General features: G+C 67.7%; 28 protein-coding genes. 11 read left to right on the plus strand and 17 right to left on the minus strand.

Translation table 11 applies throughout. The features are described from left to right. Positions 1-188: 188 nt before the first annotated feature. The 4 genes from EDD92_RS33955 to EDD92_RS33970 all read left to right on the plus strand — a co-directional run bounded on the left by EDD92_RS33955 (position 189) and on the right by EDD92_RS33970 (position 3011). Positions 189-1040, plus strand: coding sequence for a helix-turn-helix transcriptional regulator (locus tag EDD92_RS33955; RefSeq protein WP_123967834.1), 852 nt, complete (start codon positions 189-191; stop codon positions 1038-1040). An 8-nt stretch (positions 1041-1048) separates the two neighbouring features. Beyond that, positions 1049-1276 carry a DUF397 domain-containing protein gene (locus tag EDD92_RS33960; protein WP_123967835.1) on the plus strand — a complete coding sequence of 76 codons (228 nt, stop codon included), beginning with the start codon at positions 1049-1051 and terminating at the stop codon, positions 1274-1276. Positions 1277-1713: 437 nt separating this feature from the next. Continuing rightward, complete coding sequence (locus EDD92_RS50075) at positions 1714-1872, plus strand: hypothetical protein (RefSeq protein WP_185124213.1); 159 nt, start codon at positions 1714-1716, stop codon at positions 1870-1872. Between the two features lie 5 nt (positions 1873-1877). Further along, positions 1878-3011 (plus strand): hypothetical protein, encoded by a 1134-nt coding sequence (locus EDD92_RS33970; RefSeq protein WP_123967836.1) that lies wholly within the window; start codon positions 1878-1880, stop codon positions 3009-3011. A 297-nt stretch (positions 3012-3308) separates the two neighbouring features. Here EDD92_RS33970 and EDD92_RS50080 read toward each other — a convergent pair whose 3' ends face one another. The 3 genes from EDD92_RS50080 to EDD92_RS33980 form a co-directional block, all read right to left on the minus strand. Continuing rightward, positions 3309-3476, minus strand: a complete 168-nt coding sequence (locus tag EDD92_RS50080) for a hypothetical protein (protein WP_185124214.1) — start codon at positions 3474-3476, stop codon at positions 3309-3311. Between the two features lie 74 nt (positions 3477-3550). Beyond that, complete coding sequence (locus EDD92_RS33975) at positions 3551-4138, minus strand: hypothetical protein (RefSeq protein ID WP_123967837.1); 588 nt, start codon at positions 4136-4138, stop codon at positions 3551-3553. 32 nt (positions 4139-4170) lie between these two features. Beyond that, positions 4171-4674 carry a hypothetical protein gene (locus tag EDD92_RS33980; protein WP_123967838.1) on the minus strand — a complete coding sequence of 168 codons (504 nt, stop codon included), beginning with the start codon at positions 4672-4674 and terminating at the stop codon, positions 4171-4173. 206 nt (positions 4675-4880) lie between these two features. Here EDD92_RS33980 and EDD92_RS33985 point away from each other — a divergent pair, with 206 nt between their 5' ends. The 3 genes from EDD92_RS33985 to EDD92_RS33995 all read left to right on the plus strand — a co-directional run bounded on the left by EDD92_RS33985 (position 4881) and on the right by EDD92_RS33995 (position 6890). After that, positions 4881-5207: a hypothetical protein gene (locus tag EDD92_RS33985; RefSeq protein ID WP_123967839.1), complete on the plus strand. Its 327-nt coding sequence runs from the start codon at positions 4881-4883 to the stop codon at positions 5205-5207. A 19-nt stretch (positions 5208-5226) separates the two neighbouring features. After that, a complete protein-coding gene (locus EDD92_RS33990) occupies positions 5227-6414 on the plus strand; it encodes a PE-PGRS family protein (RefSeq protein WP_123967840.1) in 1188 nt (395 codons plus the stop codon). A gap of 86 nt (positions 6415-6500) precedes the next feature. Continuing rightward, entirely contained in the window at positions 6501-6890 is a 390-nt protein-coding gene (locus EDD92_RS33995; RefSeq protein WP_123967841.1) for a hypothetical protein, read from the plus strand. Here the strand turns inward: EDD92_RS33995 and EDD92_RS34000 are convergent. The 7 genes from EDD92_RS34000 to EDD92_RS50085 all read right to left on the minus strand — a co-directional run bounded on the left by EDD92_RS34000 (position 6881) and on the right by EDD92_RS50085 (position 16181). Continuing rightward, positions 6881-7321 carry a hypothetical protein gene (locus tag EDD92_RS34000; protein ID WP_123967842.1) on the minus strand — a complete coding sequence of 147 codons (441 nt, stop codon included), beginning with the start codon at positions 7319-7321 and terminating at the stop codon, positions 6881-6883. The two genes, EDD92_RS33995 and EDD92_RS34000, sit on opposite strands and share 10 nt — an antisense overlap. Before the next feature lie 23 nt (positions 7322-7344). After that, the gene (locus EDD92_RS34005; protein WP_260326924.1) at positions 7345-7908 is read right to left on the minus strand and encodes a hypothetical protein; all 564 of its coding nucleotides are present in this window, start codon (positions 7906-7908) and stop codon (positions 7345-7347) included. Between the two features lie 105 nt (positions 7909-8013). Then, a complete protein-coding gene (locus tag EDD92_RS51485; RefSeq protein WP_260326925.1) occupies positions 8014-8442 on the minus strand; it encodes a hypothetical protein in 429 nt (142 codons plus the stop codon). A gap of 445 nt (positions 8443-8887) precedes the next feature. Next, positions 8888-10195, minus strand: coding sequence for an SUKH-4 family immunity protein (locus tag EDD92_RS34015; RefSeq protein WP_123967845.1), 1308 nt, complete (start codon positions 10193-10195; stop codon positions 8888-8890). Between the two features lie 260 nt (positions 10196-10455). Continuing rightward, positions 10456-10635, minus strand: a complete 180-nt coding sequence (locus tag EDD92_RS34020) for a hypothetical protein (protein ID WP_123967846.1) — start codon at positions 10633-10635, stop codon at positions 10456-10458. A 471-nt stretch (positions 10636-11106) separates the two neighbouring features. Then, positions 11107-13350: an SUKH-4 family immunity protein gene (locus EDD92_RS34025; RefSeq protein WP_123967847.1), complete on the minus strand. Its 2244-nt coding sequence runs from the start codon at positions 13348-13350 to the stop codon at positions 11107-11109. 128 nt (positions 13351-13478) lie between these two features. Then, complete coding sequence (locus EDD92_RS50085) at positions 13479-16181, minus strand: toxin glutamine deamidase domain-containing protein (protein WP_185124215.1); 2703 nt, start codon at positions 16179-16181, stop codon at positions 13479-13481. 160 nt (positions 16182-16341) lie between these two features. Between EDD92_RS50085 and EDD92_RS50090 the strand changes: the two genes are divergently transcribed. From EDD92_RS50090 to EDD92_RS50100, 3 genes are read left to right on the plus strand one after another with little or no spacing between them, the layout of a single operon-like run. Continuing rightward, on the plus strand, positions 16342-17394 hold the full coding sequence (locus EDD92_RS50090; RefSeq protein ID WP_185124216.1) for a hypothetical protein: 1053 nt from the start codon (positions 16342-16344) through the stop codon (positions 17392-17394). Between the two features lie 54 nt (positions 17395-17448). Beyond that, positions 17449-18240 carry a hypothetical protein gene (locus EDD92_RS50095; protein ID WP_185124217.1) on the plus strand — a complete coding sequence of 264 codons (792 nt, stop codon included), beginning with the start codon at positions 17449-17451 and terminating at the stop codon, positions 18238-18240. Then, a complete protein-coding gene (locus EDD92_RS50100) occupies positions 18207-19145 on the plus strand; it encodes a hypothetical protein (RefSeq protein ID WP_185124218.1) in 939 nt (312 codons plus the stop codon). Before EDD92_RS50095 ends, EDD92_RS50100 begins: the two co-directional genes overlap by 34 nt. Here EDD92_RS50100 and EDD92_RS51490 read toward each other — a convergent pair. Both EDD92_RS51490 and EDD92_RS51495 read right to left on the minus strand, forming a co-directional pair. Beyond that, a complete protein-coding gene (locus tag EDD92_RS51490) occupies positions 19132-19287 on the minus strand; it encodes a hypothetical protein (protein ID WP_260326926.1) in 156 nt (51 codons plus the stop codon). The two genes, EDD92_RS50100 and EDD92_RS51490, sit on opposite strands and share 14 nt — an antisense overlap. A 132-nt stretch (positions 19288-19419) precedes the next feature. Continuing rightward, the gene (locus tag EDD92_RS51495) at positions 19420-19638 is read right to left on the minus strand and encodes a hypothetical protein (RefSeq protein ID WP_260326927.1); all 219 of its coding nucleotides are present in this window, start codon (positions 19636-19638) and stop codon (positions 19420-19422) included. 288 nt (positions 19639-19926) lie between these two features. On the opposite strand from EDD92_RS51495, the gene EDD92_RS34040 reads away from it, so the two are divergent. Then, complete coding sequence (locus EDD92_RS34040) at positions 19927-20355, plus strand: hypothetical protein (protein ID WP_123967849.1); 429 nt, start codon at positions 19927-19929, stop codon at positions 20353-20355. A 17-nt stretch (positions 20356-20372) separates the two neighbouring features. Here EDD92_RS34040 and EDD92_RS34045 read toward each other — a convergent pair whose 3' ends face one another. The 5 genes from EDD92_RS34045 to EDD92_RS34065 form a co-directional block, all read right to left on the minus strand. Further along, positions 20373-20675, minus strand: coding sequence for a hypothetical protein (locus EDD92_RS34045; RefSeq protein ID WP_123967850.1), 303 nt, complete (start codon positions 20673-20675; stop codon positions 20373-20375). A gap of 44 nt (positions 20676-20719) precedes the next feature. Continuing rightward, positions 20720-21784 (minus strand): SUKH-4 family immunity protein, encoded by a 1065-nt coding sequence (locus EDD92_RS34050; RefSeq protein WP_123967851.1) that lies wholly within the window; start codon positions 21782-21784, stop codon positions 20720-20722. A gap of 73 nt (positions 21785-21857) precedes the next feature. After that, the gene (locus tag EDD92_RS34055; RefSeq protein WP_123967852.1) at positions 21858-23777 is read right to left on the minus strand and encodes an ATP-binding protein; all 1920 of its coding nucleotides are present in this window, start codon (positions 23775-23777) and stop codon (positions 21858-21860) included. A gap of 95 nt (positions 23778-23872) precedes the next feature. Next, a complete protein-coding gene (locus EDD92_RS34060; RefSeq protein WP_099931713.1) occupies positions 23873-24196 on the minus strand; it encodes a DUF397 domain-containing protein in 324 nt (107 codons plus the stop codon). Between the two features lie 98 nt (positions 24197-24294). Further along, positions 24295-24681 (minus strand): hypothetical protein, encoded by a 387-nt coding sequence (locus EDD92_RS34065; RefSeq protein WP_123967853.1) that lies wholly within the window; start codon positions 24679-24681, stop codon positions 24295-24297. Between the last annotated feature and the right edge of the window lie 36 nt (positions 24682-24717).

The raw sequence follows: 24717 nt of genomic DNA on the forward strand, positions 1-24717 counted from the left end.
GGTGGGCGGTGGCAGTGCCGCAGCCGTCATGGCAGGACGGAGCGGTGCGCTTCCGGAACCCCGTGGTTTCGCAGTGTGTGCGTCGCGATACTGACAGTAGGGTCCAATGTTGGAACGGTGCAAGCCGTTGTCGTAATCTGACCTCCGAACGGGGCACCGTTCCAAAGCCGTTGGGGCAAGGAGGCGTTATGCCGCGGAGACGGCAGCCCACGGCGCGGCAGGCGCGACTGGGTACCGAGCTACTGAAGCTACGCGAGGCAGCGGGGCTCAAAGGCCGCGAGGCCGCTGCCTTGCTCGGAACCGACGCTGCCCGGCTCAGTCAAATCGAGTCAGGCGTTGGGGGCGTAAGTGAAGACACGGTGCGTCGTCTTGCGGCCAACTACTCCTGCGTCGACGCCGAGTTGACCGAGGCTCTCGTGGACATGGCGACCGATCGGTCACGAGGCTGGTGGGAGGAGTACCGAGGTCAACTCCCCAATGCGTTCCTGGACCTTGCCGAGTTGGAACACCACTGCTCGTATCGGCTGGACGTGGAGTTCTTGCACGTTCCTGGCCTTTTTCAGACACAGGACTACGCCCGCGCCGTTTTCTCCTACCGAGTCCCCGAACTGCCTGATGCCGACCTCGAGCGGAGGGTCCGCCATCGGATGGCACGCAAGGTGATCATCGAGGACCCGGCGCCTGTCCCGTATGAAGGGGTGATCCATGAAGCGGCACTACGCATCAGGGTCGGCAACCGCGCAGAGACACAGGCTCAACTCGCCAGCATCCTCGAAGTGTCCGAAGCGGACCACATCACGGTACGGGTCATCCCCTTCGACTTGGACGGATTCGCCGGCGCCACAAATTCAATGATGTACGTGGGTGGTGTCGTGCCGAAGCTGGACACGGTGGTGCGCGACGCGCCTCAAGGCGCCGGCTTTATCGACTCCGAAGCAGAGCTCGGTGCTTTTCGAACGCTCTTCCGTAAAGTGGAGGCTGTGTCCCTCGACCCCCAGCGGTCGCGTGACTTCATCCGTAGGCTGGCGAAGGAGCTGTGAGGCGCGCCGTGACCACCCCCCACAACTGGCGGAAGTCGTCCTACTCAGGAAGCGGCGACGGCAACAACTGCGTGGAGATAGCGAACCTCCCCACCCGAGTCGCGATACGTGACTCGAAGGCCCCGTCCCGGGGCATGATCTCCTTCCCCAGGGGAACCTTTTCGGGGTTCATCAGCAACCTCAACGCTGGCACCAGTCGTAGCATCGAAGGCCTGTACGTTGATGGCTCGCCCTGAGGCTGACCTGCATCGGAGCCCAACCCCTGTGCTGTACGGGCCGCTTGGGATGATGGCAGCCCTGGCTGTAATTAACGACCCGGACAGGCGTGGAGGATGCGATGAGTGATCCCGAAGACCCGAGGCTGTCCTACTCCATAGCTTCCGGTGCGTCGCCGACGCCGACGCCGTCGCCCTCACCCGGACCGACACCCGACCCGGATCCAGCACCCGCCGAGCCGAGCCCGTCGCCTTCCGGCCCTGAGCCGACGCCTTCGCCCACGGGACCGAACCTGCCGCCTCCGTGGGGATCGGATCCCGATGTCGGGGTGACCTCGTCGTTCTTGCGAGACTGTGCGGACGCGTGTGACGAGGCCTCTCTGACGGTTTGGAAGACGTTGGGTGAGGCGAAGGACGCCGCGGAGGATCTGGCGAGGTCGGCACCAGGCTGGGGGTTCGTGCAGAGCATCGACGACATGCACGAGCGCTGGGAGCGCCTGAACCAGGTGATGCGCGACCGGCTGAACCGCGCCTCCGACAACTTTCGCAGCAGCGCGGACGCCTACGACGGCAATGAGATCCGTATGGCGCACGACTTCTCCGGCATCTACCGCTGAAAGGCATGGCAGTGGTCACCTTCTCGCAACTCCTGGAGTTGGACGTCGCCGGCCTGGAGAGGTTCGCCGACCGGTGGAACGACGTCATCCACCGAAAGATCAGGCAGGCCCGTGAGGGATTCCACGACGACGTTGTGCGCAAGTTGCACAGGGACCATTGGAGGGGCGAGGGCGGAGAGGCGGCTCAGAAGTACTGCGACCGCATACAGGTCGGCTTCGACGCGCTCGACGCAGAGGTCAAGTCCCTGAGCAGGTTTCTGGACGAGGAGGCCGACGGAGCACGCGGAACCGGAGGCACTGACGGCTTGGAAGGCTGGCAGCGGGTCGCGCGCGAACTCGACCGCAATGCGCATGACGCAGGGATGAAGATTGCCGATGACGGTGTCGTCGAATGGTCGATCCTGATCGACCGCGACGACCCGAACGGCGAAGCGAAGTACCAGGAGAAGAAGCAGGCCGCTGATCTCATCCAGCTCCGGGCCCAAGAGGTTCTGAGAGAGGTGGACAAGATTGATGAGTGGCTCACGACAAGCCTCAAGGTGATCTTCGGTACGCCGCACAACTTCGAAACAGAGGACCGCCGGTACAACGTTTTCGAGCCCACCGTCAAAGATCGGATGGTGCGCAACCAGCTGAACAACGTCGGTGCCGGTGCGGCCGCTCGTGGCTGGGCCAATACCGCCGGCCTGGTCAAGCACTATCTCGACGGCTCAGGCAAGACCGTCGAGGTGGAGCCGCAGCAGATGATGCGGGATATCCCGCAGTTCCAGCGTGATGTGGACAAGACGTTGGGGCAGGATGTGCGGAAGCGCCCCGACGGCCCGTTCACCACCGAGTGGGGGTCGACCGCCCCGAACACCGCGGACGGTGACTCGAGCCTGGACTGGTACTACGCCCTGAACCATTTCCAGTACCGCCTCGTCGGAGAGAAGCACGGTGACGAGATCACGTACCAAGTGGAAGTGAAGAAGCGCTACGACTGGGGAGTGCCCAGTGAACACCGGCGCACCCAGGAGAAGTTCGGTGGTCCTTTCAAGATGGAACTCGAGCAGGCCGATCTTGCGCACCTCAACTCCGTAGGTCTTGCTCGTGACTTCGACGTCGTGGGTACCTCCGACACGATCAGGACTTCGGCTTGAGTCCCCGGTACGTCGGTCAGCACACGGGACGTGGGCCGAAGGCAGACGCGTCGGACGGAATCCGATCGGCGACGGGCCGCACACGCCCTCGTCGCTCTTGGCTGCGGCGTCCCTCCGGCAAGAAAGCGGTGCTGTGGCTGCTGATGTCGGCCTGCGTCGCCTTTGTGCTCTACGCGGCCTGGGGACTCGTGCAATCCATCGACGATCTCGACAAGCCACCGGACGGCGACTGGTTGTGCTCGGGGCACTCGATGACGTGCGAGCCTTGAGCATTCAGGCGCCCCGGCGCCTATGGGCTCAGGGCCCGCAGGTGCCGGACTCGGCGGCGCACTGCCAGCCGGAGAAGCTGTCCTCGGGGTGATCGATGGCGTGGGCGAACTGGATGAACCCGTAGACGACGATGACGGTGAGCGCGACGGCGGCCGGCGCCGCCAGCCACAGTACGACCCGCAGTAGGACCCGCACCCACGGAGTGCGGGTAGGCGGACGGTTGGCGACGGCCCGGCGCGGGTCTTCTTCCAGGCGTGCCGGGCCCTCCGTCAGGTGAAGAACACCACCAACAGGCTGACCACGAGGCCGAGTACGCCCACCCCGACCGTCACCAGGGTGGTGCGGAACAGGCGCTGGCTCTCCCCCTGTCCGTAGGGAAAGCCGGTGATGGCGCTGAAGAGGCCGATGGCCAGGGCGATCAGGGCGCCGAACCACCATGCGCAGCCGACGGCGATGGCGTGGGCCCAGCCCTGGTCCTGCATGTAGGAGACGTCGCTGATCCTGCGGGCCTCAATGACGTGGCCGCGCTGGTACAGGGCGTCGCTGCGGAGCTCGGCGTTGAGGTCCTTGACGGTGCCGTCGTCGGAGGTGAACGTGCCGTAGCACCACCTGGTCTTGGTCTTCTTCCGTGAACTCGAACTGCTCGACGAGCTCCGGTACTTGTAATCGACGGTGCAGTTCTGGACGGTGAGCTTGCCCGGCGTGGACGTGGCGTACTTGTAGGGGCCGAGGTAGGCGCCGAGGGCCACGAGGACGAGGCTTACGAGGATCAGGCCTGCGCCGATGAGGCGGCCATGGCTTGCCCGATCTCCCGGTGCGGCGGCGTTCGTCGCGGCGGTCCCGTGTACTTGTGTCATTGGGGTTCCTCAGGAGGGGATACGGGCGGGCGTTACAGGGCGAGAGCGCAGACGAGTGCCGCCAGGGCGCCCAGGGCGAATACGCCGCCCAGGACGGGGCCGGTGACCTTTCGGGCCGGCAGGCGCTGCCAGGAGTCCGAGAGGGCGGGGCCGTTGCGGGCGCCGAAGCCGGTGAGGAGGCAGAAGATGCCGAATGCCACCAGGGAGAGACAGAACGCGAGAATCGCGGCGTCCTTTCCAGGGGCCCGGTCCTCAGGCAGTTCGAAAGTGTCGTCCGCTTGTACGACGGGGATTTTCGCGCCGTTTTCGAAACGTGATGACGTGTTCACCGTTACGTCTTGGTAGCTGGCCCCGCCGTGTTGTGCGGTCCAGTTTCCGGTGCAGCTGAACTCGAGCTGTGTCGTACGCCTGTGCGTGCCGTAGTGGGTCTTCGTGTGCGTTTCGCATGAAGAAACGGTGAGGGTTCCTTCGGTGCCCTCGCCGGCGAGTTCACTGCGCAGTTCCGGAATCGTCACAACGGCGACGGCCGTGGCCACGAGGAGCAACCCCAGGCCGACGAGCCTCCCCACCCAAAGGCTTCCTGTGCTGGCGTAACGCGGCTGTGTTGTCACCACTGTTGGTCGTCCCCCTGGGAAGCTTGACGATCTCTCGACCGGCGGGTTGGCTGGTTGTGCGCGAGGAGTCTAAGGTATCCGTCTGTCGTCCTATATGAACTGCGCCAAGTGAAGTACGGGGGAGAGCAATGGCGTTCGAAGCCTTTGATGTGGACACTGGGGTACTCCGCACGCAGGGGGGAAACTTCGCCGAACTCGGGGTCGATTTCGGGAAGGCCTCCAAGCGGCTCCAGGACACTCTCGAAGATCTTGGCGAGCCGTGGGCGGACGCTGATTTCGGGGAGATCTTCGGGCAGGTCTACACGCCGATTCGTGACGGAATCTTCACATCGATGGACAGCCTGGGGAAACGGCTGGAGAGCATCGGGCACAAGCTGCAGGACATGGCGCACAACTACGACGAATCAGAATCGTCGAACTATGTGCTGATGGACGGGATTTCGGGCCAACTCTAATTAAATCGGGGATATCGGCATGTCGCTCACACTGCCCGGCGAGCTGGTCTGGGTGCTCGACCTCCTCGGCTACAGCTGGCCCGAGGCCGACGAAGAAGCACTGCACAACGTCGCCGAGGCCTGGCGGGCTTTCGGCAAGGATCTCGAAACGATCCAGACGGAGGGCGAAGGACTCGCCCGCACCATCCTGGCGAGCAACGCCGGTACGGCCGTCGAAAAATTCAGCAACGACTGGGGCGCCTATACCGGCGCGAACGGCCAGGACAGATACATCCCGGACGCGAAGACCGCCTGCGAAGTGATCGCTCTCGCCTTCGATGCAGCCGCGATCGCGGTCCTCACGGCGAAGTTGGCCGTGATCGCGCAACTCATCGCCCTGGCCGTGGAGATCATCGCGGCGCAGGCGGCGGCCCCCTTCACCTTCGGACTGTCCGAGGTCGGCGGGCTGGGTGCGACGCAGGCCGCGCGGGTGATCGTCCGGGAGCTGCTCAACAAGCTCAAGACGGAGGTCACGCAGGCGATCACCAAGGCCATGGAGCACGCCACCATGGACGCCCTCAAGAAGATCGCCAAGGAGCAGCTCGAGAAGATCACCAAGGAGAAGGTCAAGCAGTTCGCCAAGGACAAGATCAAGGAAGAGGCGAAGCAGTTCGTCCAGGAGAAGGTGGTGGACGCGGCCAAGGAGAAGGCCAAGGAAGCCGCCGTCGGAATGGCGCAGAACATCGCCCAGCAGAGCATCGAGGCCCACTTCGACGAGCGGTCCGGCATCGACCTCGGAGAGACGACGGACGTCGCCAAGAAGGCGGGCGGCGAATACCTGGACGGTCTCAAGAACGAGGTCAAGGGCGGCGAGGGCTCGACCCTGGCCGGCTACACGGACGTGCAGGGGCACGTGGACAACGCGGTGGACCAGGCGACGGAGAAGGTCACCGGGGCGGTCGGGGATCGCGTGCAGCACGGCGTCGACGCGTTGTCCGGACAGGGTGGCAACAGCGGGGAGTCGTCCGACGGGGCTGCGGACAGCTCCTCCGAGGCGGGCTCGGGTTCAGGCTCGGGTCCAGGGTCGGGTTCCGGCGCGGGCTCCGGATCCTCCCAGAGCACGCAGGCGTCCTCCAACAGGACCGCGGCCGCCGCCTCTTCGGCGCGCTCCGGCTCCTCGCACGGCTCGGGGGGCGCGCAGGATTGGGCCCGAAGCGAGTTCGGCTGACGGCTCGCTGCCTCACCACCGGTGAGACCCGCTGCCTCACCACCGGTGGGAAACGACAAGAGACGACAGGAAGGACGGCCGCACCCATGACCGCGGACCGGGAGATCCAGGACGAGGAACTCATGGGAATCGCCCAGGACCCCGAACAGGCCCTGCGGCTGCGCCGCTCCCTGCGCACCATCGCCGGCGCGACCTCGCTCGACCCGGCCCTGCGCGAGATGGCGAGTGAGGTGCTGAGCGGACGCGCCGACGTCAAGGACGCCTTCCAGGATCCTCGGTACACCGAGGCCGTCTTCCAGCGGCTCCACGAGATGCGCCGGGCGGCCGAGGACCAGACGTACGCGGAACGCCAGCAGTCCAAGGGCCAGTTCGCGGACTGGGATGCGCGGCAGCAGGCCGAACTGGACCGCGAACGCGCCGAGCGGGACGCGCCGGTGCACGGTTCCGTCGAGGGGAAGCGGTCAGCTCAACGCTGACGCGCGGCAACCCGGTCGTGCATCAACGTCAGCCCCGAGCAGTCCTGCCCGCCGGATGGATCCGGTTCGTACACCCAGTACAGGGTGGCGAGTTGTGCGAGTAGCAGTACGGGGATGAGGCAGGCGGCTGCCATGGCCGTGCACCCCTGCCATACCGCTGTCGGCCGCTGCCCGCGCCGGTGTGCCCCGCGGCGCAGGGCCAGCAGGAGCAGCAGGGCCGCCAGCGCGCAGGCCGGGGCGGCCCAGGCGGTGACGTACATCCGCGTGGACGGGCCCAAGTAGTGGCAGTTCTGGAAGGTGTCGCCGTCGAAGGAGATGTGCGCCGCCAGCAGCCCTGCCGAGGCGACCACCAGACCCACCAGCAGGGACCAGCGGCGCCAGGAGGCTGTGGGGGCGGCGGTGGTAGGCGTGGGGTCGCTGTGCGTGGTCATCAATGCCAGTCCGGGCCAGTTCCTCAGCGCTGGGATCTACGCGTACGCTCCCGGTGCCCCTTGCGATCCGGAACGCCCATGTAGCCGGCCTCCCGCTCGGTCTCGCCCAGCCACAGTTGCGGGACCTGCTGCTGGATCGCCGCGATCACCGACACTCGCGAACTCGCGGGGACAGGCAGGCGGTAGCGCAGCCGCGGGAGGGTGGGGTGCAGCGGTTCCTCGTCGCGGACCAGGGGCCACAGGACCGGGTCGTCAGGGTCAATGGGAGCGTTGGGGCACAGCTCGATGGAGTACACCTTCACCCCGCCCCTGCCCACCTTGCTCCAGTACAGCCCCACCCCGGCGAGGCTCAGCCAGGGGATGACGTTCTGCGCATTGGCGTTGCTCACCCACAGCCCCGTGTGATCGACGCTCACGCTGGAGTGCCGGGCCGACCAGGTGGTGATCAGGCTGGTGACGCCGATGGAGCCCATGAACAGCCCCATGACGATTCCCCCGATTCCCTTGGGATTCGGCGCGCCGTCCCCGAGGCCGGCGGTCACTGCTATGCCGCCGAACAGAACGAGGGCACTGATCACTGTGAGCACGATGCCGAGGGGAATCATCCGCCGCGAAGAGCGTCGGCCGGTGGGCACGACGGTGGCGGTGGGGGAAGGGGAGGGGGAGAGCCCGCCGGGAAACGACATGACGCGTCACGCCTGACGGCGCTTGTTGCCGACGAGGTAGGCGATGCCCCATGCGGCGGCTGCGGCGAGTACGAGGCCGAGCGGGGAGGTCCAGTCGACTCCACCGTGGGTTTCGTCGTTCCACCATGCCTTGGCAGGGAAGAAGGGGTCGTATTCCAGCATGTCCCTGATCCCGAAGAACCCCTTTTCCTTGACGATGTACATCGGGAGGGAGTTGGCCCAGCCGAAGAAGGCGCCGAGCGCGGCGATGACGGCGCCGCAGATCCAGGCTCCGTTGCTGCGGTGAGCCACCTTTCCGATCAAGGCGCCGACAATCGCCCCGTTGAGGAGTGCGTAGGCGAGGTAGAGGGCGGTGGACGTCCCGAACGTCAGGTGTTCACCAATGACCACGAGGAGACCGCTGAAGACCAGCGAGATGACGAATGAGACCAACAAGGCGAGGAACACCGCGCCGGCGGGATTACCGCTCGCATTCGGTCGCTGCCCGAAGGGAGGTGTCTGGAACGGCGGTCCGGGCTGCATCGGGTATCCCGGCTGCACCGGCGGCTGCCCCTGGGGCACGGGCGACGGCCCTGAGTACATCGGAGGCTGTCCGGGAACGGGCGGCGGTCCGGCCTGCATCGGGGGCTGCGCGGGGACGGACGGCGGTCCGAACCCCGGCGCCTGTTGCGGCGGGGCGGGCTGGGTGTACGGGTTCGGCTGGTGCTGCGGAGACTGCGGCGGCTGCGGCGGCGGTTGGAACGGCGGCTGGCTCATGATTCCCCGTGGAGGCAATGGAGGTAACTGGCAGAAACAGCAAGCTATCAGTGAGATCAGGAGGGGTACGGCGGAGCCGGAGCGGGCTACGTGAAGGACGTTGCGGGGTCGAGGGGCGATACGGCTAGAAGCCGTCCACGCCCAGTTCGGTGATGCCTGCGTAGAGCCAGCTCCACACCATGCCGCTGGGCGTCTGAGGATCGAACAGGCCCGGGGCAAGCTCGTCCATCTCGTCCAGGAACACCTGCGCTACGTCCTCCTGATCGCCCTCCACCGGGTAGGGGTGCCAACAGGCGTTGCTGTAGCGGTAGATGGCATCGAGGACGCGTGTGAAGACGTCGAGGTCCGGCGCGAGCGGCACCAACACCTCCTTTGTCGGGCCGTCCAGTCGGCTCCAGATGTGCACGGAGCCCTCGTGGCGGTGCAGATACAGCTCGCCGTAGTCGCTGGTGCCGAAGGCGATCAGGTCCGCGGCGGCCACACCGCTGGTCAGGCCGTCTTCGGACAGGGCGCCGTCGGCCGGAGGCTGCATGGCGTCGGCCGAATGGGCCGTGAACTCGCCCCCGTGGCACGCCCACCACACAGGCAGGCCGACGTCTCGCAAGTGCCGCCTGCTTCCGGGGTGTTCAAGCCGTACGGGCAGCGCGCTGTCAGGTATCCGCACCACATGCCGCTCCCCGAAGGCGTCGTCGACCCGGGCCGCGCTGAGCAGCCCCGTCGGCCGCCGCGGCGCCGGTTCGGGTCCGGACGGCCCTGCTTCGGACGACGTGGGGTCGATCCCTTCACCGCGGGGCCAGTTGCGCAGCACCTCCGCGTCCGTCTCAAGCACTGCTATGCCGTGTGCGTCCTCGACGAGACAGCGAGTCCTGCCGCCCTCGGCGGCGAACGCGACCGCGCCTTCCCAGCTCTCCGGCGCGGTCAGATCCCAGTCGCAGAGCTCGGGCGCATCAAGTGCTTCCGGGGCCAACGGCGCTTTCGCCAGCGCTCCTTCGTCCTTGACCTTGACTCTCCGGCCCGTCTCCGCGTCGAGCCAGAGCGGGCCGCGCCGGTCCAGCACTTCGACGAGCTCTCGGCCCTCGTACAGGCGACGATTGACCTGGTAATAGTCGCCGTTGAGGCTCGGGTGGGCCATGAACCAGTTGGCCGGCCGCCACCACGCCCACACGGTTCGCCACGGCATACCCGGCTCGGCCGTCGCGATCCGCTCGGCGTACTCCTCGTTGCCGGTCGCCTTAGCCGCGAAATGCAGCCAGGAGGCGAACTCGGCAGGCGTCACGTCCGCGTCACCGAAGATCGCTTCGGCCTGCAGGAAGACCTCGTATCCCTCGCCGTCCGTGTCATTCGCGGCGGCGATGTGGTCGCGCACAGCCGCGCGATCAGCGGTCAACAGCCGTGCGGGGTCTGCCAGTACGGCGTCCAGATCCTCACTCATGCAGCCATGCTGCCACCCCGCCGACGCGTCCCGGATTCGCCGCCTCCTGGACCGCTCCTCCAGCTTGACCTGCAGGAACTGACCTGGCCAAGATCCTCGGGAGTGAGCAGTGCGCAGAGGAGCGGGACAGCGTCGGCTCGAACACATAGCTCCTATCGAGGCGGAACCAAACTCACAGCCAGGTGCGCGGCGTAGGCGTGGAAACCTGCGCCGGTCGGTCGGCTTGGGCGATAGCGCCCCATGGCGCTGCATGGGCGCCTTCAGATTGGCAAGGCGCCTTTGAAGCGGGAGTTGAGGGTTTCGGGGTGGGTGGTCGCGAGCCAGCCGTGGCCGTGCGTGGTCGACTCGGGCATCGGACCTGGTGTGACCGAGAGTGCCTCTGCGACCACATCTGAGTCAGTAACACCCTCAGCGTATTTCTCCACGAAGTAGGGGTCCATAAAGGGATCGTCCTCCCCTTCCATGTACTCGATCTCGAAGGGCAGGGGATCTCCAACCCACTCTGGCTCTCCGTACGTACTGTGACCGCGTACCACGTGGCCATCGCGGGCGACCCACCAGAGATTGGCATTGTGGTAGGTGTCGATGGCGTAGAAGTGGGCTTCCCCGGACTGCTCGTTCCGGCCGACGCCCCATGCGGTTCGGGACGGTCATCACCAGCGTCAGCCTGCTCTTCGGCGGCCTGCTGGGTTGTGGCCTCTGTGTCTTTGTGAACTCCGTACTCGTCTAGGTCGTTTCACGCTTCGGACCGTGCGTCCTTGTGGGCGGGGATGTCGGGACAGTGCGTCCTACGGAATTCGGCGAAGCGCCGGACCATCAGATGGACAGGACAGGGCAGGGCAGGGCAGGTCGGGGTGGGTGGCGGCGGCGAGCCGGCCATGGCCGTGCGCGGCACGAGATTTGCTCGGGCATCAGACCCACTCATCGCCGTACGTGGCGAGGTCCCAGGTGCTGTCCTCGAACTCGTAACCCTCAAGAATGTGTGCCCAGACCTCGCGCTGCGCGGCGTCGGGGTCAATCCGCCTGCACCATGCCGCGAGGCTGGTCCGTGCGTCCTTGTGGTCGGGGGCGTCGGGATGGTGCGTTCTGCGGAACTCGTCGAAGAGCCGGACCATGGCGAAGAACTGGAGGAGGCTGCTGCCCGCCAGCGGCTCGGGCATGCCGCCGGTTGTGTCTCTGAGGAGTCGACCGGTGGTGCCGTCCAGCAACAACGTCGAATACATCCACGATCCCAGTTCGTAGAACGGGCCGCCGCTGGGTGCCTCGCATTGTGCGCGCAGGTGGCGAGGGATGTCCCTCCCGCGGCCGGGCCAGGGAACTTCGGGCAAGGGCCGGTCGCCGCGCGGGGTGATGGACAAGTGCAGGAAGTCGCGGATCTCAGGCAGGCCGGTTTGAGTGAGGAAGCGATGTGTTTCTCCGTCGCTGATCCCTGGGGGCAGTTGATCAGCGTTGAGCCGATGGCAGGAACCTGCACCGAACGTCTCTTCCAGCCATTCCCGCAGCTCCTCTCCACGCAGAGCGGCTGCTACGTGGTCGGGCAGAGGCCAAGCGGCAGACTTACAGTGAGCCGCAACCAAGGGCTTACTCGGAAAGGGCGGTTGAGGGAGGTCGTCTGCGTCATGCATGGTCACTGCGAAGAGCCCTTCTTTGCCTGCGAGAACCCAGATGTCGTCAAGACGAACACCCTGAGTGACATTGGAAGGGCAACGAGGTGGCAGCGAGGGTAGGGGGGAGTCGTTTTCCCAGCCGTTGTCACTGTGGCGCGCGAATACGACGGGCGGGCCGTCGGGGCGGCTACTGGCGCTGATCCAATCCCAGTCACCTTCGGCGAGTGGTTGGCGGACCGTGACTGGCGTGGAGATCTGTGCGCCAGTGGTCGGGTCCCACTCCTGCCGCAGGTATCTGTATTTGGGGGATGCATTCTTCCCGGTGGTGGTGTCCCGCGCCGTGATCAAACGCAGAGTGGGCTCCATCGCCGCGATCCCGAGTTCATCGACCCTTCCCGCATCATGCGATCGCAGCCCGAACACGCCCAAGGGCCGCCACCTCGACCAGACCGTTCGCCAAGGGAGTTCTACTCCAGCACTCAGGATTTGATCCGCCAACTCCGTGCGTCCCGCGCAGAGTGCCGCATGATGCAGCCAGGCCACCCACTCCCCGTGCGGCGGGGCGACGATGCCCTGGATCTCCAGATAGTGGAGGAGCGCGGCTGTGCTCCCGTACGGGACACCGTTGGGGTAGGCAACGGCGAGCGCTTCGTACAGGCCGGCCGACGCAAACTGAGCCAGTAGTCGCCCGTTGTCCAGCACGCGGGGAAGGGCGCCCGCAAGAGCGGCGTGCATGGGCAGAGCGCGGCTGGCGTAGCGAGCCACCGGGCCGCCTTGTGCCCAGGTGCCCTCGGGGGAACCACCCACAGCAGTCAGGAGTGCGTCGAGCACCTTTGCCTGAGTGGCTGCTTCGCAGGGCCAGGCCCGCCGCCATGCGTGCGCGACAGCGTCGGAGACAAAACCCACCTCCAGGGTGCCCGAATCGTCCTCAACCACCGAGAGAATGTCCGGTCGGCGGCGAGCAAGGGCGACCAGTTCCTCAGCAGTGGCGGGTGCATCAACGGACGCACACAGCAACTGCCACACCGCCGGCGGGACCTTCCGGAGTTCCGCAGCCGCCAACGCGCTCATCCATGGCTCGACGTCAGGCTGTTGCATCTCCGGATGGATGGGTGACTGCTCAGCGAGAGCGATCTCGTATTCGTGATTCGGCACCACCGGGATCAGTTCGGGGTCATGCTCAGCCATCACCCACACTTCCCGGGTTCCGAACCGCCTGAAGCCGGGAGCCAGTACGCCCGCCACTCGCGCAGGCTGGGAGGAAGTCAACAGGTCTCCGGCGTACTGCACGTTGGCGAGGAAGATCACCAGATCGCCAGGAGCAGGGAAGGTTCGGCATGCCTCACGCATGAGCAAGGCCACAGTGTCTGCCGTCAGGCCCTGACAGTCGATCCACACTGAATCAGGAACGTGGCGTCGCACCTGAGCCAGGAAGTCCGTCTTTCCCACGGCTGCAGCGCCGGTGATGGAGAAGACTCGCCGTTTCCGGGCGGGCAGACTTCGCCAGGCCTCGATTCGTTCCCAATTCCCATCGAGAGTCTCGGGCAAGAGGGCACCCTTTCAGTGTTTTTGGTCCATTGGTCGGCGTCAACGGACCCAAGCTTCTGCCGTGCTCAGTATCCAGTCAAGTGGACCATCGCCCACCACGTCACGTTCAGATCTGGACCTGGACATCCCTAACTGCTCATGCTGCCAGCCTTGGCGTTTCCTTCCCAAATTCCTTTCAGTCGATTTACGTAGTTATTGAAGTCTCCCGTGAACTTCTTCCTTGCCTCTTCTTTTGCCTCTTCCGGGGTGGCGGTGGTGCCGTCATCGTTCGAAAGGTCTGCGTCAGGATCTATTTGACCCCTGCGGAATCCGACACCATAATGGATGCGCAGGCTGTTCTTTTTCTCCCCCTCCTGTAGCTGATCCTCATCCTTTGGTTCTTCGATCTCATCGGAAATGTAGCCTGAGCAGTCGTTTCCTGAGGCATGGCCACAGGGTTCGCGCTCCGTGTAGAGGCTGACCGGTTCGAAAGGAGCCTCGCCGGCGGCTTCACGCTTCGCGTTGACTGCCTTTATCCACTCCATTGCATGTGGCTCGGAGTGGACGCCGCCTCCCCAAGCGCTGCTCATCGGGAGAGAACTGTCCACGACGTATCGAATCTCGTTGTTGTTCTCGGGGTCTCGCACCTCGATCACTGCAAAATTCTTGCGTGACCAGTCTCCCTTGTGGTCGCCGAGTGACTGGATCTCATTCTGAACTGCTTCCGCTATCTCACTGTCGGTCAGGCCCTCCCCTTCCGAGATGCGCTGGTGGATTGCTTCCGTGAGGGCAGCCCTTCCAGGGATGGCTTTTCCGGTGTGGTAGTGGACGCCGGCGGACTTGATGCCGGCTTTGTCCATCAGTTGGCCGATCACCTTTCGAGCGGTGTTCGACCGTTCAATCTTCTCCGGGTCGGTCGTGTGCGGAGTGTAATTGGCAGGTGAATTCGGATTGTCTGTATGGGGATCCAGAGCAGTGCCCACGGCACTTGTGGCATGGAAGCGCAGGTCCATGCGGGCCAAGGCGGCGACCACCGCGCCCTGCTGTCCTTCCGTCAAGTCCCCGAATCCGGTCAGCGCGTTGATGAGCGTGCTCTTGCGGATGCCGCCCTGCTCATCGGCAAGTTGGTTCCCCAACAGTGAGCTGAGCTCACCGTTATTGCTCCACTCGTGAATTCGATCATATACAGGGGTTAGATCGGTCTGTGCTACGTCGTTGGTTTCCCGAAGATTGGCTTGAGACGGCTCGGGGAGCATGCCGTAGTGAGTGTCATTTCTGTCCTGCACCGCGTCATATGCGGCGCTTCCCCGGGGCCGCTGCGGCACGGCGTTATGGTCGGCACCCGAATTCGTGCCTGCTGGCGCATTGGGTGACCGGTGGTCGGGAGTGCCAGGGGTGATGGGCGTTCTACGGTCGGGTCGGGTCTCCGCTGCGGGCCGGGATCGGTCGTCTGGCCGCGCGGTGGTCTCTGGCTTCTTCTGAGTGGGGGTGTCGCGATCCGGAGCATGCGTGTGCCGGTCGGCGCCCCCGGGCACCGTGGTCTGCTGGTGCGCAGCCGGCCTGCCTTGGCCCGCCGCCGTGCTGGCCTGCTGAGGCGCTTCCTGATTGTTCGGGGTGTCTGTTTTCGCTCGGGTGGGGGCCGTGGCGTGATCCGGCGTGCCGTTGTCGGCGTTGTCGGCGTTGTCGGCGTTGTCGGATGTGGTGTGCGCGGGCGGTCGCTGCTCTGAAGAGGAGTCGAGTCGGGACGGGTTCTCCGTCGTCGTGGTCGGCTGCTCGGAGTCCCTGTCGGGGCTGTGGCCCCGCTCGTCGCGGTGTGCCGCCTCGTCCGAGTGTGCCTGCTGGTTCGAGGTGCTCGGTGTCTCGGCAGAGGACGGTCGGTTCTGTTCCGAGGGAGTCCCAGGTGACTGCCGGCTCTCCGGGGTGTCCGGGACGTCGTGGGAGGGCTGCTTGCCATCAGGCGTGCCGTCCGGCTCGGAGAGGCTATTGGTCTCGCTCTGGGGCCGGTCGTTCTCGGGTTCATGCTCGCCGCGCGTCGGGTCCGGCAACATGTTCGGGTCGGTCGTCGACGGATGCGCGGAGTCCCCGTCGTTCGAGGCGTCCGGAGTCGCCGGGGCCGACGACTTAGGGGAATCGGGTCCCGTTTCGGTGCCGTCGTCCTGCTTCGGGGTATCGCTCGAGGCCTCGCTCTGCGGGCTCTGGCTGTTCTCCGGTTCCCCGTTGTTCTCGGAAGCCTCCGGCTGGGAGTCGCCGCCGTTCGGGTTCTGCGACTCGTCGTTCTGGCTCTCGGAGCCGTCCGATCCCTCCGCATGCGGCTGGCTCGTGTCGATCGGGTTCCGGTTCGCGTCCAGCGGTATGTGCCAGACATGCGCGGCCTGGTCGATGTGGAGCGGCTGGTTGCTGACCTGGCCGCTCTGGGTGTCGACCCAGACGATCTTGCCGTCGTGGTTGACGACGTTGAAGGCGTGGCCGCCTCCGCCGGGCCAGTCGACCTGGACGATGGCCGCCGAGCCGGGGCCCGCCTGCTGGAGGGTGGAGGCGATGTTGTTGGCGGTGTTGGGGTCGCCGCCGGGGCCGGCGTAGGTGTGGGCGGCGCCGGTCCAGCGGATCTGGTTGTCGTTGGCGTCGTGCTCGGGGGACCAGACGTCGGGGTTGCCGTTTACGTCGGTGTCGAGCGTGCGCGGCGCCGAGACCTGCGGGTTGCCGTACCAGGTCTCCAGGAACGAGCGGGAGCAGTCGGCGCAGTTGTTGCTGCGGCCCGGGACGTTGACGCCGCCGTCGTTCTGGAGCTGGGACCAGTTGCCTTCGAAGGGGTCCGGGTGGCGCTGCGGGGTGCCGTCCTCGTTGCGCGGCACGGCGTCGTCCAGCGCCTGCTGGTCGGCGGGGTCGGGTTCGGTCAGGCCGCCCGGGTAGTGGTCCAGGTCGGAGCGGATGTCCTGGAGGCTGTCCTGCTGCGGGTGTTGCTGGTGACTGGGGTTGCCGGGGGTGGCCTGGGGCGAGCCCGGCGCGTGGGGCGTGGCAGATCCCGACGCGTGGGACGGTGACGCCGAGGAGCCCGGGACGCGGATGGGGGTGTGGACCGGGACCGGTGTCACCTGGTGCTGTTGTTGCTGCGGGTTGTTCGGCGCGTTGTTCTGCGACGGCGCGTTGGACTGTGCGGCCGGCTGCTGCGGGGCGTTGGGGGTGTGCGGGGTGTTCGGCGTGCCGCCCGCGGGCTGGGACGGCCTGTTGGGAGTCGAGCCGGTACCGGTGTTCGATCCCGGCTGGTTCTGGGTGCCGGACGTACCGGGTGTGCCCTGCGTGGTGGAGCTGTTGCCCGACGAGCTGCTCGTACGGCTGCTCGGCGTCGACGAGTTCGAGGTGCCGTCGCTCGGTGTCGAGGTGCGGTCCGAACCGGAGCCGGTCGACGTGGACGGCGTCGATGCGGAGGGCGTCGACGTGGAGGTGCCGGTGGACGGCGAGGTGGTCCTCGGGGTCGACGACGGGCTCTGGTTCGAGGTACCGGTGTTCGAGTTCTGGCCCGGGATGTTGGGTCGAGTGCTGCCGGTCGGGTCCGTGGTGTTGCGGGGCGTGGTGCTGTCGCCGGGCCTGGTGCCGGGGGTGTTGCGAGGCGTGGTGCCGTCACCCGGCCTGGTACCTGTCGTGCCGTCGCCCGGCGTCGTTCCAGGCGTGGTCCTCGGGGTCGTGCCGTCGCCCGGCGGCGTGCTCCCGGGTGTGCGCTGTGTCGGCATTCGTCCGTCCGGCGTGCCAGGAGTCCGCCCGTCCGAAGTGCCAGGGGCACGGCCGTCCGTCGTACCGGGAACGCGCCCGTCGCCCGTACCGGAAACACGAAGCCCCGCTCCACCGGCAACGCGTGCATCCGCCGTCGCTGACGCGGAGGCCGTCGGCGTCGGAGTGCTCCGGGGTGTGGACGGCGACGTCGGACTCGGCGTGGAGGCCGGCCCCGACCCCGTGGGGGACGTCGTACCGGACGCTGTGGCCGAAGTCGTCCGCGCCGTCCCGGAGTTGGGCGTCGGATTGCTCGGGCTCCCCCCGGACGACGTACTGCCGGACGTGCCCCCACCGTGATGCGAGCCGCCGCCCATCCCGCCCGCCGTGGAGGGTGTCACGGGCGACGTAGGCATGCCGGAGCCGCCATCGGCACGGACCCCGCCCCCACCGCTGGAGGACGGGTCACCGGTCGTCGGAGTGGGCGTGGGCGCCGCGTTGGTGTGGGTGGGGGCGCTGGCGGCCAGGCTGTCGATGTTGGTGCTGATCCCGCCGTGGCCGCCCGTCGACGGCGACGGAGAAGTCCCCCCTGGCGACGCGGAGGCCGACACGGAATGCACGGTCGGCGATGCGATGCCGGACACCGGAGAGCCGCCGCCGGAGTGGGACGGACCGGATGCACTCGGACCGTCGGCCGCACCCACGGAGTCCGAGCCGCCGGACGACGCTCCACTGGGCGAGGGATCGTCGAAGTCGGACAGCGTCGGACCCGAGTGGGAGAGCGGTGGCCTCTGGGCCCCGGAGTCGGCACCGGTCCCCGAGTCGGAGCCGGATCCGGAGTCCGACCCCGAGTCGGAACCCGGCCCCGCTCCGAGATCCGGCGCACCGATGCCGTTGCCGCCGGTGTCGGCGGATATGCCACCGCCGATGTTCACTCCGGTGTTGCTGCCCGCCCGGGTCGACGTCGAGGAATCAGACCCCGACGCGTCGGAGCCGTTGGAGTGGGAGCTGGAGTCTGAGCTGGACGAAGACGAGTCGGAGGAGGAGTTGGAGGACGAATCGGAGGATGAATCCGAACCCCCGTCGCTGTCCGAGGAGTTGGAGTCCCCGTCCCCGTCCCCGTCGGAAGAGTTCGAACCCTCGTCCCCGTGCCCGCCCTCAGAACCCCCGCCATGCCCGTCGATGCGGCTGTCGATGGCATGGTGAGCCCGGTGCCCGGCCTTCTCGCCCAGGCTGTCGCGGACGCCCTCGGCGAGGGTCTGCGGGGTCTGCTTGATGGCGTCCCAGGCGCTGTCGGCGCCGGCCTTGACGGTCGCGCCGAGGTCGTAGCCCTCCTGGGCGCCGAAGCCGACGTTCACCGTCTGGCGGATCAGGTCGGTGATGATCGCCTCGATCATCGAGATCGCGGGCTCCTTCATCGCCTCGACGATCGCGTTGAGCAGCGCCTCCTTGAGCTCGTCGAGGAGGCGGCGCACGATCAGCCGGGTGACCTGGGTCGCCCCCAGCGCGCCGACTTCGGAGAGGCCGAAGGTGAAGGGCGCGGCGGCCTGGGCGGCGGCGATCTCGATGGCCAGGGCGATCAGCTGGGCGATCACCGCCCACTTCGCGAGCTCGACGATGTAGGCGCAGGCCTCCATCACGTTCGCGATGAGGTAGGCGGCCTGGGCGGCGTTGCCCAGGTAGCCGTCGCCGCCTCCGCCGTCGAACTTCTTGTAGGTCTTGGTGAACGCGTCGATCGACTCGCCGGCGTTGTGCGCGACCACCTGGCCGGCGCTGAGGTTCGCCGTGGTGTGCAGCTCGGTGACGTCGTCGCCGAACTTCCGCCACAGCTTGGCCGAGTCCTTGAGCTTGTCCTCGTCCGCCGTCGGCCAGTTGTAGCCGAGCATCTCGAGAACCCACTCGAGCTCGTCCGGCAGCATCATCGACACAGCAGAAAGCACCCCCGTCAGACGACACGGCCGTACAACTCCCTCATCGGTCAAGGAAAGTCACGCAGGAGTACAGCCGTTCGCAAAGTTTACGGACTCACCCGCCCGCAACTTCAGGGTGTTGCTGTCACAAAACTGTTGCAGGTCCCACGTCGGAGCGCGGACCAGCTCAGACCTTGGTGAAGCACAAGGTGTAGCCGCTTGTCCGGCGGTGGTATTGGATGCCGTAGTCGTACTTGGATCCGCACTCCATGTTCGCGCCAGGGACCATTTCGCCCAGCTTGTACTCGGCCTCGGGGGAGCCGCAGTCGACGACCGTCGTCACCGGCTCGCCCTTGGGGTCCTTGACTTTGACGCAGTCGCCGATCTCGGGGTCGTGGGCCGCGGCGGACGCGGACGCCGAAGCCTCCGCCCTCGCCTTGCCGCCCGTGGGGCTGGTGTTGTAGTCCCAGACGTATTAACCCACGCCGCCGAAGAGCACGACGACCATGGCGATGGCCTTCGCAACCCGCAACGGCCCGCCCGGCTGCGGGCGTTGAGGTCCGCGCTGAGGCGGCTGGGGTTGCGGCTGCTGCGGATATCCGTACGGAGCCTGCGGCTGCTGCGGGTATCCGTACGGCTGCTGCGGCTGCCCGTACGGCTGCTGGTTCGGGTACTGCGGAGGAGGTGTCGACATGCCTGGGGGACCCCGTGGTTGACTGCGCGGCTGACTGAACGAACAGAGATCAACGTGAAGTTGACCGGCGCGGGCTGTCCTCCGGCGCTCCGGTCATACAAAGTCGCTGACCAGGAACAATACCCCGGCTCCCACCAGCCCCACGCCGATCACGCCGCGTGCTCCTGCCGTCGTCGGACGCAAACGTGCCCTCGCAGCGGACCGGACTGATGGGGGGCACCACGGCAGCCGTACGTGACGGGGGATACTTCGGGTGTCCGAGAGACGAGGGCAGCGAGGAGACGCGACATGACCAGCCGACCGGAGAACTCACCGAACCCGCAAGACCCTTCGACGGACCGCGGTGTTCTGGACGAGGCGCTCGAACCGGAGCAGATCCGTTCGCTGAACTCGGCCCTGCGCAAGCTGACCGAGACCGAAGGCGTCAGCAGTGACCTGCAGGACGCGGCGAAGAAGCTGCTCTCCGGCCGCCTGCCCCTGCGCGACGCCCTGGACGACCCCGGGGTGGCGCACGCCCTGGGCGGTGGCATGGCCTCCTTGCGCGGCCAGTGGGAGTCGCTCTCGGACGAGGAACGTGACCGGATCAGGCACGGCGAGCCGCTGACGGACGCGGACCCCTCCTCGGAGCCGTCCGAGACGAAGCGTCCGCTGGGCGAGGCATCGCGCTCGGGGAAGCGGAACCAGGGCCGGCACAGCGGCGGATTCTCGCTGTACTGATCACTGTTCGCCGTTGGTCACTGGATTTGCCGGCGGTACAGCGCGATGGCCGCCTCGGTCGGGTAGTTGGGGACGGTGACCGTCTCGCCGGTCTCCTTCGAGACGACGATCTTGCTGCCGCCGGGCGGGGCGGGCTGTGGCCGGCCGGCGGCGTCCGTGACCGGCGGGAACACCGCGTACACCAGGTAGCCGATGTCGAATTCCTCGACGCGCAGCTCGGCGGGGGTGCCGTCCGGCAGCTTGGGCTCCGCGTAACGGTCGCGGACGATCTCAAGAGCCTGTTCGGGGGTGGTCGGCGGGGCCGGGTGGTCCGAAGTCACGGAGAGTTCTCCCTTGTGCGCTGAGTGGGGATCCTGCGGGCCGGTCAGAACAACCCGTGCCACATCTGCTCGACGATCAGCGACCACCAGGTCTCCGCGTTGGCCAGCGCGGACGCGTCGACGGCCACCAACTGTTCCTGCAGTGCCGCCACTTCGGCGCCGGCCGCCACCGGGTCGAGGCCCTGCATCCGCCGCCGTACGGTCGTGAGCAGCGCCAGGGAGCGCGCGAAGGCCGACGCCGAGACGTTGACGTAGCGGCACGCGGCGGTGACCGGGTCCACGGCCCACAGCGCGCCGAGGCCGTCCGGTTCCGTCGTGCCGGGCAGGCACTGCACGGCGATCACCGCGACCCCGTCGTAGCCGATCCGGGCCAGGTGCGCCAGAACTCCGATCTTCTCCTCGCCGGCCGGGCTCTGGCGCTCGCGCAGATTCGTGGCGACGTCCGTGAACAGACCGCCGCGCGGAGGGCTGTCGGGCTGGTCGGCGGTGAAGAACAGAGGAAGGTCGGCGGGGAGCCCTGCCCAGGTGAGGGTGGCCTTGGCGGTCTCGGGCAGCGGACTCTCGGCGATGTCGTCGGCGGCGTAGCGGCGTACGCCGTCCTCGCCGAAGATGTCGACGAGGTGCCGGCCGAGGGCCACGTCCCGCATCGGTTCAGCGGGCGCCACCCGGGTCGGCACCGGCAGCCGGTGCGGGCGCGGCGGTGGCTGCCGGCCCGCGACCTGGTGCAGCATCTCGACCTGCGCGACCAGCGCCGCGACGCCCTCCGCGCGCTCCTCGGGACGGGCTCCGTAGGTCTGCGAGCAGGAGAGCTGGGCGTTGGGGAAGGACCTGAGCAGTTCGGACGTGTAGCCGCCGGGGAGCAGGCTCGGACGCAGGTCGGTGTGGACGGCGACGACACTGTCGACGGGGACGTTCAACCGCCGCAGGTCGGCCCACGCCTGGTACTCGGCGGGCGGAAGGCCCGGGCCGGAGTTCTTGAAGAGGGTGGTCTCCTCGCCGTTCGCCGGGTCGACATAGGTGAAGACGGCGGTGTTGCCCGGGCCGGTGACCGGACGGGCGCCGGCGGGCGCGCTCGCGCCCTGCGCCGCCGCCTGCTCCTGGCTGGTCAAGGGGAGACTCCTTCGAAATGACGGGTCGAGACGACTGGTCGATGTGAGTGTCGAACGTCTGGGACGGGTGTTGCTACGAGGCTATCGCCGGGCCCGCCGGACGGATCCGCAGGGCCTTCGCCCCACGCTCGGTCGCGACGACGAGGATGCCGTCGGGGGACAGGTCCGCAGCGGTGAAGGGTGTGTCGGAGATCAGCGCGGCCACGACCTCCTGGCTCGCCCGGTCCCAGACCCGCAGGTAGTCGGCGCCGCGGCTCAGGCCCAGCGGGGCGGCGCCCCGCTCCTCCTCGGAGGGGCGCAGGATCTGCCCGGGGTCGAGGTCACCGACCTCGTCCGGTCCTACGAGGTGATGGACGAGCACCGCGGAAGACTCTGCCTCCCCGAGGGCGTGCGCGCCGGGCGTGCCGGCGGGTACGACGAGCACGGCGACCGGGACAGCGGGCCCTTCGGGCTGCGGCAGGCTGCCGACCGTCACGGCGCTGACACCCGGGACTGGCAGGCTCCACAGGGTCTGCCAGGGCAGGTCGAGGCCGAGCCGGCCGTGGATGGCATCGGCGTACTCGGGCAGGCCGTCCTCGACGAAGGCCGTCTCCAGCAGGGCGGCGCGCAGTACGGCGGGAACCTGCGTGCGGGTCAGCAGGGGCGCCGTACGCAGGTACGTACGGGCCGGTGCGCCGAGTTCCCCGGTCGGGACCGCCTCCACGGCGGCGCGCAGCGACACCGGGTCGGCATGCACGAACAGCCCGGGATCGGTGAGGAGTTGGGGCAGCAGGCCCGCCTCCAGGGTGTGGCCCGCAATGTGGTCGCGAACGTACGGGTCGGCTTTGCTCCAGTCCTGGCCCGGCACGGCCTCCAGCAGCGCCATCGCGATCTGCGTCTGGGCCGCTCGGACACTCGGCAGGCCCGCCCGGATCTCGTCGCCGACGGCCGGGTGCATCAGCCGCAGCAACGTACGCCCGTCGTCCCCTTCGCGCTCTTCGGGTTGCACGAACGGCCCGGCGAGCAGCATCCCGTCCGCGAAGGCCTGGCTCATGTCCTGCCCGGCGACCGCGCTCGCCAGCCGGGCCCACAGATGCACCGGGATGCCGTCGGCCTCGGCCAGGGCGAGCGGAGCGAGCATCAGCCGCAGCGTCTGCGGGTCGGCGCCGAGCCGCCGGGCGTGCAGGTCGAGGGCCTCGCCGACGGAGGCCGGCAGGTGGCTCTCGTCGGCCGGGTCGAAGCCCTCGGGGGCCATCAGGACGCAGTGGACGGCGAGTTGGACGACCAGCGGACTGGTCCCGGCCCGGCGGCCGATGGCCGCCCCCAGGGCGAGCCGGGCGGCGGGATCGACAGTGAACGGCAGCTCCGGTGCGCCGAACGCCGGATTCAGCGCCGCCTGGGCGTGCAGCACCAGGCCCTCCGGGTCGGCCCACTGCGGCTCGTCGAGATCGATGATCTGTACGGAACCGGGCGGCAGCCCCGCGGCCAGCTCGGCGGCCAGCGGGCGCGGCACCTCGGCCAGAAGCCTCACGGTTCCGGTGGCGGCCAGGGGCGCGAGTACCTCCCGTACGAGCCGTGCGGGCTCGTCCGCGGCGCGTACCGGACCGGCCCGGTCCACGTCGGGTACGACGACGGTCACCGGTTCGTCGAGTGCGGCGAGCTCGGCGTACACGTCCTCGGTGCCGGTGGCCTTCAGCTCGTAGTGGTCGGCGAGCAGCCACAGGACCTGGGCCGCGGTCAGCCCGTCAGGGGCCGGGACCGCCGGGGCGGGCAGCTCCGGCGGCACCGTCGACGGATCCATCTCGTCCAGCGGCAGCCGCCCCCGGAACTCCGGGTCACACAGCATCAGGAACCCGGTGACCAGCCGCGAGCGCCCGCTGCCGGAGCTGCCGGTCAGCACGACCACGCGCGGAGCGCCGGGCGCGGCCGCGCGCCATGCGGCGAGCGCGCGCAGCGCGGCGGTCCGGCCGCCGATGTGCGGGTGCGGTGCGTAGTCCTCGGTCGAGCCGGTCATGGGTCCCCGTCCTCCGCCATCGCGGACGCCTTCGCGTACGACGCCGATCTTAGGCGCCGGGCGGACTGGTGACCGAGACGGAACCCCGGCCTGTACTACTCGGCCCGGTCCGCCGGCACCCCGCCGTTGTGCGGCGCCGGCTCCAGGTCGAACTCGCCGTCCCGCGCCCCGAGTACGAACGCCCGCCACTCCGCCTCGGTGTACCGCAGCACGGTGTCGGGGTCGAGGGAGGAGCGCATGGCCACCGCGCCCTCGGGCAGGTACGCGATCTCGACGCGCTCCTCGTGCTCCTCGGTGCCGGGGGCGCTGTGCCACTCGACCCCCGAGATGTCGAGTGCGTACAGCTCGTCCCGCTCCCGCTCCTTGCGCGCCTTGATCTCGGCCGGGGTCTCGATCCCGTTGTTCCGTACCTCGGTCATGCTGCGGGGCCTCTCCCTGACATGTGACGACGAACTCGACTCACCCTACTTGCGCGGGTGCTGCCCGTGCCGTCGGCTACCGCACATCCGGTACGGGATCAGGTGTTCTGCGCCTTGGTGAACGTGCCCTGTGCTACACCGGGCGGCAGCTTCACCTGGCCGTCGTACTCGGCGGTCGTCGCCTTCCAGATGTCCAGCTGGTCGGCCTCGTTCTGCTCGTGAGCCACGCCCATCTTGGTGAAGGCGATCCCCATCCCCGCCAGCCGCTCCGCCAGGCTGCCCATCGACTGGTACATGCCGTCGCGCAGACCGGTGTAGGCGACGCCGAACTTCTCGCCGATGTCGTCGTCACCCCAGGGCGGGGTGCCCGTGCCCTCCAGCGCGGTCAGTCCGTCCTGCAGGGCCTTCACGGCCTTCGAGAAGTCCTGGCCGACCGTGTACATGTTGAAGCCCTCGGTCTTGAGGACCTTGGGATCGGAGTCCATGAAGTCCGACGACACAACTGCCCCCCGTGGCTTGTC

Origin of the sequence: Streptomyces sp. TLI_185, assembly GCF_003814765.1 — a bacterium.
Classification (GTDB): Bacteria; Actinomycetota; Actinomycetes; order Streptomycetales; family Streptomycetaceae; genus Streptomyces.